This is a genomic window from Mycoplana rhizolycopersici (assembly GCF_013378445.1).
Classification (GTDB): domain Bacteria; phylum Pseudomonadota; class Alphaproteobacteria; order Rhizobiales; family Rhizobiaceae; genus Mycoplana; species Mycoplana rhizolycopersici.
This window is the reverse complement of record NZ_JABXYK010000008.1, coordinates 154115-167063: the sequence shown is the minus strand read 5'-3', so window position 1 is coordinate 167063 and position 12949 is coordinate 154115. Positions and strand designations below refer to the sequence as shown.

10 protein-coding genes are annotated in these 12949 nt (G+C 67.0%); 8 read left to right on the top strand and 2 right to left on the bottom strand.

Features of this window, described 5'->3' with window-relative positions:
* Positions 1 to 38 precede the first annotated feature (38 nt).
* A complete protein-coding gene (locus tag HV823_RS14810; protein WP_176950494.1) occupies positions 39 to 1217 on the bottom strand; it encodes a LysR family transcriptional regulator in 1179 nt (392 codons plus the stop codon).
* Positions 1218 to 1328: 111 nt separating this feature from the next.
* On the opposite strand from HV823_RS14810, the gene HV823_RS14805 reads away from it, so the two are divergent.
* From HV823_RS14805 to HV823_RS14785, 5 genes are all read left to right on the top strand, one after another.
* Positions 1329 to 2864 (top strand): aromatic amino acid lyase, encoded by a 1536-nt coding sequence (locus tag HV823_RS14805; protein WP_176950493.1) that lies wholly within the window; start codon positions 1329 to 1331, stop codon positions 2862 to 2864.
* A 15-nt stretch (positions 2865 to 2879) separates the two neighbouring features.
* Positions 2880 to 4262 (top strand): dihydroorotase, encoded by a 1383-nt coding sequence (locus HV823_RS14800; RefSeq protein WP_176950492.1) that lies wholly within the window; start codon positions 2880 to 2882, stop codon positions 4260 to 4262.
* A complete protein-coding gene (locus HV823_RS14795; RefSeq protein WP_176950491.1) occupies positions 4259 to 5539 on the top strand; it encodes a Zn-dependent hydrolase in 1281 nt (426 codons plus the stop codon). The genes HV823_RS14800 and HV823_RS14795 overlap by 4 nt, the downstream gene beginning before the upstream one ends.
* On the top strand, positions 5539 to 6642 hold the full coding sequence (locus HV823_RS14790; protein WP_176950490.1) for a thiohydantoin desulfurase: 1104 nt from the start codon (positions 5539 to 5541) through the stop codon (positions 6640 to 6642). Before HV823_RS14795 ends, HV823_RS14790 begins: the two co-directional genes overlap by 1 nt.
* A 121-nt stretch (positions 6643 to 6763) precedes the next feature.
* Positions 6764 to 8425, top strand: coding sequence for a thiourocanate hydratase (locus HV823_RS14785; RefSeq protein ID WP_176950489.1), 1662 nt, complete (start codon positions 6764 to 6766; stop codon positions 8423 to 8425).
* 171 nt (positions 8426 to 8596) lie between these two features.
* Here HV823_RS14785 and HV823_RS14780 read toward each other — a convergent pair whose 3' ends face one another.
* Positions 8597 to 9148: a hypothetical protein gene (locus HV823_RS14780; protein WP_176950488.1), complete on the bottom strand. Its 552-nt coding sequence runs from the start codon at positions 9146 to 9148 to the stop codon at positions 8597 to 8599.
* Positions 9149 to 9472: 324 nt separating this feature from the next.
* Here HV823_RS14780 and HV823_RS14775 point away from each other — a divergent pair, with 324 nt between their 5' ends.
* The 3 genes from HV823_RS14775 to HV823_RS14765 all read left to right on the top strand — a co-directional run bounded on the left by HV823_RS14775 (position 9473) and on the right by HV823_RS14765 (position 12864).
* Positions 9473 to 10183, top strand: a complete 711-nt coding sequence (locus tag HV823_RS14775; protein ID WP_176950487.1) for an LssY C-terminal domain-containing protein — start codon at positions 9473 to 9475, stop codon at positions 10181 to 10183.
* Between the two features lie 490 nt (positions 10184 to 10673).
* Positions 10674 to 12068 carry a selenium-binding family protein gene (locus HV823_RS14770; protein WP_176950589.1) on the top strand — a complete coding sequence of 465 codons (1395 nt, stop codon included), beginning with the start codon at positions 10674 to 10676 and terminating at the stop codon, positions 12066 to 12068.
* 166 nt (positions 12069 to 12234) lie between these two features.
* On the top strand, positions 12235 to 12864 hold the full coding sequence (locus HV823_RS14765) for a hypothetical protein (RefSeq protein ID WP_176950486.1): 630 nt from the start codon (positions 12235 to 12237) through the stop codon (positions 12862 to 12864).
* Positions 12865 to 12949: the final 85 nt, after the last annotated feature.

Sequence of the window (12949 nt, the reverse complement as noted above, 5' to 3'; positions counted from 1 at the left end):
CCGCATCCTTCTTGATCGAGGGGTGCGGCGAAGCCGTTCTAGATCCGCGCCAGAATCTGCATCACGGCGTCGGCCGCCTCACGCGCCAGCACATTCCTCGGCCAGACGAGGCTCAGCGACTGCTGGAAGGGCGCCTCGAGGCGGAAGAGGGTGGGGGGATCTGGGATGCGGGCAACGGACTGTTCCGGCAGGACCGACAGGTACCCGTGCTCGCGCACGAGGTTGATGATAACGGGGATGGAATCGACCTCGATCAGCGTCAACCTTGCCCGTTCGGCCGGCGAGAGCGTGCTCGCCAGATAGAGGTCGGTCATCTGTCGCAGGCCGCTTCTGACGCTCGGCACGGCGATCGGATAACGCCGCAGGAGGTCGCCGGCCTGCTCATGCCCTGCGGCCAGCGAACGGGCGACGGCGAGCGCCAGCGGCGAGCGGCCGACGAGTGCGCCGTCGAATTCGGCCGGATAGTGCTCGACGTCCAGCAGCGCCAGGTCGAAGCGGCGGGCCTGCAGGCCGGAAATGAGCTCGTCGGCGGTGGTGGAGGCGATGAACAGCGGCTGGCGCGGACGCAACCGCTGCCAGCCGGCGGCGAGCCGTGCGAGCATGTGCGCGATATCGCTTTCGTGTCCGAAGGGGATCACCGAACCGAGCCGCCAGGTTCGTGCGCTCTTGCGGAAGCGTTCGTCGGAGGCCTGCGACAGGCTCGCCCAGATCTCGAAGATCCGCTCGGCGATCGGCAGCACTGCGAGACCTTCGGGCGTGCAGGCGATGCCGTTGCGGGATCGGGCGAGCAAGGGCGCGCCGATCTCCTTGTCCAGCCGCGCCAGTTGCCGGGTCAGCTGCGGCTGGCCGAGCTTGAGCATGCGCGCTGCGCTGCGAATGCTTCCGGCGCGCACAGTGGCGCTGAGGCGGGCGAGCGCTTCAAGCGGGATCTGCGGCATCGGCAGGCGTGGGGAGGCTTCGCTGTCGCGGTTGACGACATGCAACAGATCCCTGGCGGCGACGGCAATTTTCGTCAGCCGGTCCATACGCACCTGTGCATCGAGCGTCGGCACCAGTGTCGTCCCCTCCCGCCGGACGAGCGGCAGGGAAATCGCCGCTTCCATCCGCTTGAGCGCAGCACTGGCGCTGGAGGCCGGGCGGCCTTCGAGCCTTGCAGCCGCACGGACGCTGCGCGTGCGCAGGACCGCCTCGACGAGGCAGAGTGTGGCAAGGTCCATCGGCGAGTTCCAGGTTCCGGCTTGTCCGGATATTGGCATATATCGTACGGATATTGGGATATATCCGAATTCTACGTCTTGCATAGAGTTGATCGCCACAGGAGATCTTCCATGCTGGCGAGTGCCGAGACCTTCTATCTGACGGGCGAACCGCTGGACTTCGCGGTGCTGGAGGCGATCGGGCGTGCGGCCGGCCGGCCGATGGCCTGCGAGATCGGCATGAGCCGCATCGGCGCCTCGCGCAAGATCATCGCCGACCGGCTCGCGGCCGGCCTGCCGATCTATGGTTCCAACACCGGCGTCGGCTCGATGAAGGACAAGCTCTGGACGGTCGACGACCTGATGGAGTTCAATCACAACCTGGTCAGGGCGCATCATTTCGGCACCGGCGAGCCGTTCTCGCTGCCGATCGTGCGCAAGGCGATGGCGATCCGCATCAACACCGCGCTGTCCGGCTATTCCGGCTGCAGCCCCGAACTGGTGGATGCATTCCTTGGCCTGCTCGAACGCGACGTCGTCCCCGTGGTACGCCGGCACGGCTCGATGGGCTGCGCCGACATCGGACTGATGGGACAGGTCGCGGCCGTACTCACCGGCGAGGGTGAGGCCTACTTCGAGGGCGAGCGGCTGCCGGCGGCGGTCGCGCTGGCCCGTGCCGGGCTGGAACCGTTCTGCATGCAGCCGCGCGATGCGCTGGCGGCCCTCAGTGTCAATGCGATAGCGCACGCGGCCGCCGCCGACGTGACCCGCGAGGCGGCCAAGGCGATCCGAAACCTGATGGTCACCGGGCTCTTGTCGTCGCTGGCGCTCGGTGCCTCCTCCGATCCCTGGCGGGTGGCGGCAAGGCTTGCGGGCCATGGCGAGGCGCTGGCCGGGGGCTGGTTTTCGGCGCAGGCCGCCTCCTGTGCCTGGCCGAAGCCTTCGGCGATCCACGATCCGCTCAGTTTGCGGATGACCGCGCAGGTGTTCGGCGCCTGCCTCGACACGCTGATGAACGCCGCCGAGCGCCTCGTCGAGGCGACCGCGCAGACCGACGACAACCCCGTCGTGCTCGACGACCACGTGATGGCATCCGGCGGCTCGCTGCCGCTGTCGACCGCGCTCTATGTCGAGGCGGCGCAGACTGGCTTCGCCCATCTCGCCCGCAACGTCCTGAACCGCTGCGTGCTGCTTTCCAACGGCGTGCGCCGCAACCTGCCGGTCAACCTCGTCGCCCCCGGCGAGGCGGCCACCGGCTTCGGGCCGCTGGTCAAGCTCGCCGTCGAGCTCTACATGCGCATCCAGTCGCTCGCGGTGCCGATCTCGGCGCAGTCGATCGTCGTCGCCGGCGGACTTGAGGAGGAGGCGACCTTCCTGCCACTGATCGTCGAGCGAATGGAGAGCCAGGTGCGCGACCTGCGCCAGCTGGCGGCGCTGGAGGGGATGCTGTCGGCGCAGGCGATCGATCTTGCGAGCGACAGTCCCGAAGGCGTCGCCGCGGTCGTCTATGAACGCGTGCGGAAGGTGACGGCGTTCTACCGCAAGGACCGGCTGATGTCGGCCGAGATCGAGGCGCTGGACCGCGACCTTGCATGCCCGGACGCGCTCGCCTCCTTCGTGGCCGCAGCGCCGATGGACGATTTCGACGTGTTCTTCGCGCTGAGCTAGACGGAGGGAAAGCCGATGGCCGATTTCGATCTGGTGGTGAAGGGGACGGTGGTGCTGCCCGACCGCATCGTCGAGGGCGGGCATGTCGCCGTCCGCGACGGCAAGGTCGTCCATGTCGGGCAGGGCGCGATGCCGGACGCTCGCGAGCGCCACGACCTCAAGGGCGCGATGATCCTGTCCGGCGCCATCGACGCGCAGGTGCACTCCCTGTCGCAGAAGGACCAGGAAGATTTCGTCTGGTCGACCCGGTCGGCTGCGGCCGGCGGCGTCACAAGCATCGTCGACATGCCCTATGACGAGGGCGATCTCGTCTGCTCGGCCGAAGCGGTCGCCCGCAAGGTGGCGCATGCCGGCAAGCAGGCGCGGGTCGATTTCGCCCTATACGGCACGATCGATCCCGATGAGGGGCCGGCGCGCATTGCCGAGATGGTCGAGGCTGGTGTCGCAGCCTTCAAGTTCTCCACATTCGGCACCGATCCGAAGCGCTTTCCGCGTATCCCGGCCGCATTGCTGGAGGACTGCTTCCGGGCGATCGCCCCGACGGGGCTGACCGCCGGCGTGCATAACGAGGACGACGAGGCGGTGCGGGCGGCGATCGAGAAGGTCAGGGCGCTCGACATTTCCGACTGGCGGGCGCATGGCCTGTCGCGGCCGCCGCTGACAGAACTGCTTGCGACCTGCCAGGTTTATGAGACGGGGGCGGTGACCGGCTGCCCGGCGCATGTGGTCCACTGCTCGCTCGGCCGCGGCTACGAGATCGCGGCCGCCTACCGGGCGCAGGGGCACCGCGCCACGATCGAGTGCTGCATCCACTATCTCACGCTCGACGAGGAAAACGACGTGCGCCGCCTCGGCGGCAAGGCGAAGATCAATCCGCCGATCCGCCCGCGGGCGGAGGTGGAGAAACTCTGGCGGCACGTGGCGGACGGTAACGTTACGCTGGTCTCGACGGACCATGTCAGCTGGTCGGAGGATCGCAAGACGAACGCCGACATGCTCTCCAATGCGTCCGGCGTGCCCGGGCTGGAGGTCATGGTGCCGCTGTTCGTCAAGGGCGCCCTGGAGCGCGGCATCCCGCTGACGCGAGCGGCCGAACTGATGAGCCTCAACCCGGCCCGGCATTTCCGTCTCGACCATGTCAAGGGTGCGTTGGAGCCCGGCAAGGACGCCGATATCACCGTTCTGACGCCCGAACCCTACACCTACGACGCCGCCGAGAGCGGCCACAACGTCGTCGGCTGGTCGCCGTACAACGGCATGAAGCTGCCGTGGCGGGTGGCAGGCACATTCCTGCGTGGCCGGCTCGCCTTCGATGGCAAAAAAGTGCTGGCCGAGCCCGGCACAGGCGCCTTCGTGCGGCCGTTGGCGACGCTGACGCCAGGGGAGCACGGCCGATGAGCGCGCCGCGGACAAACCTGCCGGTCGATCCGGCGCGGATCGCCGCGGTGATCGACGGACTTGCCGACATCACCGAGCCGGGCCGGCCCTATACGCGGCGGGCGTTTTCGGCGCTGTTTCCGGATGGCCGCGCCTTTCTGGCCGAGCGCTTCCGCGCGGCGGGGCTGGAGACCCGCATCGATGCCGCCGGCAACCTTATCGGCCGGCGGCCGGGAAGGGTGCCGGGGCTCGGCACGATCATGCTCGGCTCGCATTCGGACACGGTGCCGGATGGCGGCCGCTTCGACGGCATCGCCGGGGTGGCCGCGGCGCTGGAGGTGGCGCGCGCGCTCGCCGACCGTGGCACTGAACTGGAGCACGATCTGGAAGTGGTCGACTTCCTCGCCGAGGAAGTCTCCATCTTCGGTGTCTCCTGCATCGGCAGCCGCGGCATGGCCGGCGTGCTGCCTGAGGAATGGCTTGCGCGGGAGAGCGGCGGGCTGACGCTTGGCGAAGGGATCCGCCAGGCGGGCGGCGACCCGGCGCGGATCGCGAGCGAGCCGAGGAGCGATATTGCTGCCTTCCTCGAACTCCACATCGAGCAGGGGCCGGTGCTGGAGGAGGAGAAGTTCGACATCGGCGTCGTCACCGCAATTGCCGGCATCACGCGCATCGAGATCGTGGTGGACGGAAGGGCGGACCATGCGGGGACGACGCCGATGGCCGGACGCGCCGATGCGCTCGCCGCCGCCGCACGGCTGGTGACGGGGGTGGAGGCGCTGGCGAAATCGTTTTCCGGCGGAAAGTTCCATTTCACCGCGACCGTCGGCGAATTTTCGATCGAGCCGAACGCCGCCAACGTCGTGCCCTCCCGCGCGCGGCTTCTGATCGACGCGCGGGCCGAGGAGCGGGCGATGATGGAATTGTTCGCCAATTCGCTCGACCAGATGGCGGAGCAGATCGCCCGCGAGACGGGGACTGCGATCGCCACGCCGCGCCGCATCTCCGACAATCCGCCGACGCCGGCCGATCCGATGCTCCTCGCCGTGTTGGAGCGGGCCTGTGACACCGCCGGCGCCAGCAACCGGAGAATGGCATCCGGGGCCGGGCACGACACCGCCTGGATGGCGCGGGCGACGCGCGCGGCGATGATCTTCGTGCCCTGCCGGGAGGGGCGCAGCCACGCGCCGGAGGAATTCGCCGAGAACGACGACATCGCGCTGGGTGCGGCCGTTTTGCTCCAGGCGGTTGTCCAGCTGGACGGCGAACTTCAGGAAGTGAATCAGGAGGCCGGCTGATGGGGCGGATTCTAAAGGAAAAAGACGTGGAGGCGGCGGTGCGCGGCGGCTCGGTCTATGCGGCCGGCGGCGGCGGCTGGGCCGACCACGGGCGCATGCTCGGTCATGCCGCGGTCTCGATCGGCCGGCCGGAGCTGGTGTCGATCGAAGAGCTTGCCGACGACGACTGGGTGGCGACGGCGGCAGCCATCGGCGCGCCGGCCTCGACCACCCCCTGGGAAATGCGCGGCGTCGACTATGTCCGCGCGGTGCAACTGCTGCAGGAGGCGCTGGGCCAGAAGGTGGCGGCGCTGATGGTCGGCCAGAACGGCAAGTCCTCGACGCTGAACGGCTGGCTGCCGTCGGCGATCCTCGGCACCAAGGTGCTGGATGCGGTCGGCGACATGCGCGCGCACCCGACCGGCGACATGGGCTCGATCGGCATGGCCGGCTCGCCCGAACCGATGATCCAGACGGCTGCCGGCGGCAACCGCGCCGAGGACCGTTACATCGAGCTCGTCGTGCGCGGGGCGACGGCGAAGGTCTCGCCGGTGCTGCGCACCGCCGCTGACCAGTCCGGCGGCTTCATCGCCTCCTGCCGCAATCCGCTCCGGGCATCCTACGTGCGGGCCAACGCAGCACTGGGCGGCATCTCGCTGGCTCTGGAACTCGGCGAGGCGATCCTTGCGGCCGAGGCGCGGGGCGGGGCGGCGATCATCGATGCGATCGTGCGGACCACCGGCGGGGCGATCCTTTCCGAAGGCGTCATCACCGACAAGTCGGTCGTCTACACAAAGGAAGCGTTCGACATCGGCACGGTGACGCTCGGCAACGGCGATGACGCCGTCACCCTGCATGTGATGAACGAGTACATGGCAGTGGAGCGGGCGTTCGGCGTTCGGCTTGCGACCTTCCCCGACGTGATCACCACGCTGTCGCCTGAAGGCGAGCCCTTGAGCGTCGGGCAGCTCCAGGTGGGGATGCGGGTGTTCGTGCTGCACGTGCCCAAGACGGTCATTCCGCTGGCATCGAGCGTGCTCGACCCGAGCGTATATCCGCCGGTGGAGAAGGCGATGGGGATCGAGATCGCGCGGTATGCGCTGGCTCCTTCATCCTCTCCTTGAGGGGGAGGTCGGCGCGGCAATCGTCCATCTCCCCGCTCGCGGGGAGAAGGTGCCGGCAGGCGGATGAGGGGCATGCCGCCCAAAAGTCCTAGAAGGCCGAGACCATATCGAGGAGATCACCATGCCCAGACCCAATCCCCGCCACCCGAATTTCCCCATCCCCGGCGGCCCGGTGCTGCGTGCAAAGGGTTGGCGGCAGGAGGCGCTTCTGCGGCTTCTGGAGAACGTGCTCTGCGTTGGCGAGGATCCCGAAAACCTGGTGGTCTACGCCGCGCTCGGCAAGGCGGCGCGCAATTGGGCCTCGCACCGGGCGATTGTCAGGGCGCTCCGCGAGATGGAGGAGGACCAGACGCTGCTGATCCAGTCGGGCAAGCCGGTGGGGCTGCTTACGACCCATACGAAGGCGCCGCTCGTCATCATGGCCAACTGCAACATCGTCGGCCAGTGGGCGAAGGCGGAGGTGTTCTACGAGTTGCAGCGCAAGGGGCTGATCTGCTGGGGCGGGCTGACGGCGGGCGCCTGGCAGTACATCGGCAGCCAGGGGGTGATCCAGGGCACCTACGAGATCTTCATGCGCATCGCCGAGAAGCGCTTTTCCGGCTCGCTCGCCGGCCGCTTCATCCTGACGGCCGGCCTCGGCGGCATGGGTGGGGCGCAGCCGCTCGCCGGCCGGATGGCGGGGGCTGCGATCCTCTGCGTCGACATCGACCCGGAGCGGGCGGAAAAGCGGAAAGGCATCGGCTATCTCGAGCATGTGGCGCCCGACCTCGATACGGCGCTCGCCATGATCGAGGCGGCGGTGAAGGAAAAGCGCGCCACCTCGATCGGCCTCGTCGGCAATGCGGCGGAGATCTACCCCGAGATCGCCCGGCGCGGCATCGTTCCCGACATCGTCACCGACCAGACGTCGGCGCACGACCTCGTCTACGGTTACGTGCCGAAGGGCATGGGGCTCGCGGAGGTGAAATCTCTGCGCGAGGACGGGCAGGGGCAGTTGATGGCTGCCAGCCGCGCATCGATCGTCGAGCATGTCGGCGCCATGCTCGACTTCCAGAAACGCGGCGCGGAGGTATTCGACAACGGCAACCTGATCCGCACCCAGGCGCGCGAAGGCGGGGTCAAGAACGCCTTCGATATCCCGATCTTCACAGAGGCCTATCTCAGGCCGTTGTTTGCGCGTGCGATCGGGCCGTTCCGATGGATGGCGCTGTCGGGCGAGGAGAGCGACATCGCCCGCATCGACGAGCTGGTGCTCGAAATGTATCCCGACAACCGCATCGTCACCAACTGGATCCGGCTGGCGCGCGAGAACGTTCCCTTCGAAGGCCTGCCGGCGCGGATTGCCTGGCTCGGCCACGGCGAGCGGACGGCGCTGGCGCTGGCGGTCAACCGGCTGGTGGCGGACGGCGAACTGCAAGGGCCTGTCGCCTTTTCCCGCGACCATCTCGACGCCGGCGCCATGGCCCATCCCAACATCATGACGGAGCGGATGAAGGACGGATCGGACGCGATCGCCGACTGGCCGCTGCTCGACGCGATGCTGCTGTCGTCATCGATGGCCGACCTCGTCGTCGTCCATTCCGGCGGCGGCGGCTATGCCGGCTACATGACGAGCTGCGGGGTTACCTTGGTGGCCGATGGAACGGACGCGGCGGCGGAGAGACTGGGCCACGCGCTTACGAACGACACGGCGCTGGGGGTGATCCGGTATGCGGATGCGGGGTACGAGGAGTCATTCGACGAGATTGCGGCCAAGGGGATCGGGCATGTGACGGTCGGGTGAGGGCGACGCCCGGCGATCGACCTGACACCGGCGGATTGGCTTGAGTTGCCTTGCTAAAGCCGCTTTCGGTGTTTCTCGGCCTGCAGCGTCCGATCGGCCCCGATGCGGCTTCTTTGGCGTGATCTGGGCAGGGCGGAGAGCGTCCGCCCCGCTTGTCGGGGGAGACTGTTCCTACTTGCCTGCCGCCTGAGCACGCGCCTTGCGGGCTATGCTTTCCGCAAAAAGCGGCGTTTCGCGGCTGTTGTGATCGCCACCGGCGGCCTGACGGGCGGCAGCGGCCTGCTCGAATGTCTGGCCGTGCTGTTCGATGAAGGTCATGAAGGCGTCTGTCGGATGGCAGGTGACACGGTTGGTGTAGCGCGTACGGTTGGCGCTGACCGATTCGGCGATCAGTTCCCAGATGACGTTGACCTGCGTGCGGTCGCCTGTCGGCGTGAAGACGTCGGAGATCGAGTTCATCCTGCAGTAGGACGCCGTCGCCTGTTCTGTGACATAGTGCTGGATGACCAGGCCCGTGCCGATCTTCTCAACATTGATCGACATCCGGCGGCCGTTATCGGTGAATGTGGCGCCGCAAGCTATATGATCGGGTGGGCAGCAGCGTTGATATTCCGCTTCCGGCAGGTTGAAGAGCCAATCGGCGATATCGACCTTTTCAAGGGCGATGTCGATCTCGTGCGAGTAGGCGGATTGGGAGAGAATTTTGTCGGTCAGAACTTTCATTGCCGTTTCCTTCGATCTGTCGTTATCCGCCGGTCCATGCGTCCGTCCTGGTATAGGCAGGGGAGGAAGACCTGGGGCGTGCGCTTTTCATTTACCGTGCAAGCAGAGGTGTTCTGCTCGGAGTATTAGGGTGTCGCCGGCCAAGTCGGATCGCAATTATACGTGCGGTCCGTGGTGGTATCTCGAGGTATAGATAGCAGATTCCCAGGTATCGCTATTTGCTCCTCGTGGGTCGGTATTGCCCCTGCTGCCATCCCGCAAACCCTGTGCTAGTCTTTGCGGCTGCCGCCCGTGCGGTGCGCGGCGTGCGAGGGGGACGGGAGCATGATCCGGAAAAAATCGCATCTGGCGGTGGGCAGCATTACGGTGCTTCTGGGCCTCTACCTGTTCGTCGCCTATTTCGTGTTGCCGGAGATCTGGATCTTCCGGGATGCGAAAAAGATCGGCAGCCTCGACAGCATGGTCACCGTCACCCCCGACGACATTCCCGGCGATCCGATCAATGTCGGGCTGGTCGGGACAAAGGAAGAGGTGATCCGCGCCTTTGCCGCGGCCCATTGGGACCCGGCCGACAGGATCACGCTGCGCTCCTCGATCGACATCGGCCTTTCCGTCGTGCTCGACCGGCCGGATCTCGACGCGCCGGTGAGCACGCTACTGTTCGAGGGCCGCAAGCAGGATCTCGCCTTCGAGAAGCCGGTGGGCAAGAGCGCCGACCAGCGCAACCATGTCCGTTTCTGGCAGACCGAGCAAACGGGCGAGGACGGGCGGCCGCTTTGGCTCGGTTCCGCAAGCTTCGACCGTGGCGTGGGCCTCAGCCACGACACCGGCCAGATCACCCACCATATCGGCCCGGATGTCGACGCCGAGCGCAACCTCGTGATCGGCGACCTGCAGACCGCCGGCCAGCTGACCTCCACCTACGAGATCGATGGCGTCGGTCCGACGCAGGACGGCCGCAACGGCGGCGGCGACCGCTATTTCACTGACGGCAAGGCAACCGTGGGCGTGCTGGTGGGGCCGGCGACGCAATAGGACTTCGCGATCGGCGAACGCGTCAGGCAAGGCCGGCGGATGGCTCGGCGGGACATGACTCGGCGGAGACATGCCTTGGATGCGACCAGACTGGGAGGCGACCGAACTGGGAGGCGGGAAGGAAGTACGCGCGCATGGCGTCGATATCCGTCGCCCGCCATCGGATGGATCGTTGCGCCTGCGTCGCACTTCGCCTCGCTTTTTCATGCCGCGAATGCGCGGCCTTGCGCATCCGGTTGCCGCGCGCTGCCTGGTGGTTGTCCCTCCGTATGGGCGTGCAACAGAAACGGCTGCACATTTGCTGCATTCTCTGGCAGGATACGGGGATGGGGACGAAGATCCGGCAGGTCCGTATGCGGCGCCGGCGTCCCGGCCGATCCTTCGCCGGCCATGGCGGACATCGCCCCCTCTCAGCCAATGCGCCGGCCAACGGCGCGGCACGCATATGAAGTCGTCCAGCAACGCAGGAGCACTTCACATGGCAAATCCATTGGGAACCTGGAAACCCGATCCGAGCTTCTATCCGTCACCGCGCATGGCGATGAAAGCGGAGCCCGAAACGCTCGCCTATGTCGCAGCCTTCGATCCGACGCGGCAGGTACCGGACGAACTCGCCGTCGTCGACGTCGATCCCAAGTCTGCGACCTATGGCAAGATCGTGCATTCGCTGGCTATGCCGAATGTCGGCGACGAACTGCACCATTTCGGCTGGAACGCCTGTTCGTCCTGCCTGTGCCCGAACGCGCCGCATCCGCATGCCGAGCGGCGCTATCTCGTCGTGCCGGGGCTGAAATCCTCGCGCATCCATATCGTCGACACCAAGCCGGACGCCCGGCGGCCGACGATCGCCAAGGTGGTGGAGCCGCCGGAAGTCGCCGAGCGGGCCGGCTATACGCGGCCGCACACGGTCCATTGCGGGCCGGAAGGGATCTATGTCGCAGCCCTCGGCAATGCCGAAGGCAAGGCGCCCGGCGGTGTGTTCCTGATGGACCACGAGACCTTCGAGGTGCGGGGCCGCTGGGAAATGGACCGCGGGCCGCAACAACTCTCCTACGACGTCTGGTGGCACCTCGGCCACGATACGCTGGTGACCAGCGAATGGGGCACACCGGACACGTTCGAGAACGGACTCGTGCCGGAAATCCTGCTCGGTGCGAAATACGGAAAGCGCCTGCATTTCTGGGACCTGCACAAGCGCAAGCACTTGCAGACGATCGATTTCGGCGACAAGTACCAGCTCGTCTTCGAGCTCCGCCCCGCCCATGACCCGACCAAGGCCTACGGTTTCGTCAACGCGGTCGTGTGCCTGGAGGATCTTTCCTCCTCCATCTGGGTCTGGCATCGCGACGGCGACAAATGGGCGGTGACGAAGGTGATCGACATCCCGGCGGAGCCAGCCGATCCGGACGTGCTGCCGCCGATGCTTAAAGGTTTTGGCGCGGTGCCGCCGCTCGTCACCGACATCGACCTCTCCATGGACGACCGCTTCCTCTACGTCTCCTGCTGGGGCACGGGAGACCTCCTCCAGTTCGATGTCTCCGATCCGTTCAGGCCGAAGCAGACGGGCAAGGTGCGGATCGGCGGGATCGTTTCGCGCGCCAGCCACCCGGGGGCGAAGAACGGTGCGCTCAACGGCGGGCCGCAGATGGTGGAGGTCAGCCGCGACGGCAGGCGCGTCTATTTCACCAACTCGCTGTATGGCGCGATCGACGAGCAGTTCTATCCGGAAGGCATCGACGGCTGGATGGTGAAGCTCGATGCCAAGCCGGAGGGCGGCATCGCCTTCGATGAAAAGTTCTTCGTTGAATGGCCGAAGTCGCACCGGCCGCACCAGGTCCGCCTGCAGGGCGGCGACTGCTCGTCGGATTCCTACTGCTATCCGTGAGCGTGGGAATGCCGGGTGGCGACCGCTCCAGTCCCTGTTGCCGTCGGCAGAAGTCTCGAGGGTTCGAAGGCAACGCGGAGGAGACCTGACGGACCGCATGATCCTGCAGGAAGCGACGCCTGCACGGATGAGGCGCCGGGACGGGACGAAACGAGATGAGGCGATCATGGACACGCTCTGGCCATGGCTGATGCTTGCGGGGCTCGGGGCCTTCCATGGCCTCAACCCGGCGATGGGCTGGCTGTTCGCCGTGGCGCTGGGCGTGCATCGCGGCAGTGCGGTCGCGGTTGCGCGTGCGGTACCGGCGATCGCGATCGGGCATGCGGCCTCGATTGCCGTGGTGGCGGGCGTGCTGATCATGGCGGGGCTGGTGGTCGACCCGGCGATATTGCGCACTGTCACCGGGGCGATGCTGATCGGCTGGGCGGCCATTCATCTGCTCTACGGACACCGGCGCCGTGTTCGGATCGGCATGACGACCGGCCTTGCCGGGCTCGCGGTCTGGTCGTTCCTGATGGCGACGGCGCATGGCGCGGGCCTGATGGCGCTGCCGGCGCTGATGCCGCTCTGCGTCACGGATGGGCCGCTTGCCGGCATCGATGCTAGCGCGTCTGCGGCAACGGCGCTCGCCGCGGTCGGCGTGCACACGGCCGCCATGCTGGCCGCCACCGCGGCCGCCGCCTTCGCCGTCTACCGCTTCGTCGGGCTCGGCATCCTGCGCAGCGGCTGGATCAACGTCGATCTGGTCTGGACGGCGGTGCTCGTAGGGACGGGGCTGATGCTGATTGTGGCTTAGGATCCAGTGCGCAGGCAAGGGAAGGGAATTGCGGAAGGCCCGGCCCTGCGCCTGTCGGACGGATGACTGTTGGATACCGCTGTCT

What these genes read in the sequence shown, in the direction of transcription:
- HV823_RS14775 (WP_176950487.1), top strand. Translation starts at nt 9,473, where the DNA reads ATGATCCGGAAAAAATCGCATCTGGCGGTGGGCAGCATTACGGTGCTT.
- HV823_RS14765 (WP_176950486.1), top strand. Translation starts at nt 12,235, where the DNA reads ATGGACACGCTCTGGCCATGGCTGATGCTTGCGGGGCTCGGGGCCTTC.
- HV823_RS14800 (WP_176950492.1), top strand. Translation starts at nt 2,880, where the DNA reads ATGGCCGATTTCGATCTGGTGGTGAAGGGGACGGTGGTGCTGCCCGAC.
- HV823_RS14810 (WP_176950494.1), bottom strand. Translation starts at nt 1,217, where the DNA reads ATGGACCTTGCCACACTCTGCCTCGTCGAGGCGGTCCTGCGCACGCGC.
- HV823_RS14785 (WP_176950489.1), top strand. Translation starts at nt 6,764, where the DNA reads ATGCCCAGACCCAATCCCCGCCACCCGAATTTCCCCATCCCCGGCGGC.
- HV823_RS14795 (WP_176950491.1), top strand. Translation starts at nt 4,259, where the DNA reads ATGAGCGCGCCGCGGACAAACCTGCCGGTCGATCCGGCGCGGATCGCC.
- HV823_RS14790 (WP_176950490.1), top strand. Translation starts at nt 5,539, where the DNA reads ATGGGGCGGATTCTAAAGGAAAAAGACGTGGAGGCGGCGGTGCGCGGC.
- HV823_RS14805 (WP_176950493.1), top strand. Translation starts at nt 1,329, where the DNA reads ATGCTGGCGAGTGCCGAGACCTTCTATCTGACGGGCGAACCGCTGGAC.
- HV823_RS14780 (WP_176950488.1), bottom strand. Translation starts at nt 9,148, where the DNA reads ATGAAAGTTCTGACCGACAAAATTCTCTCCCAATCCGCCTACTCGCAC.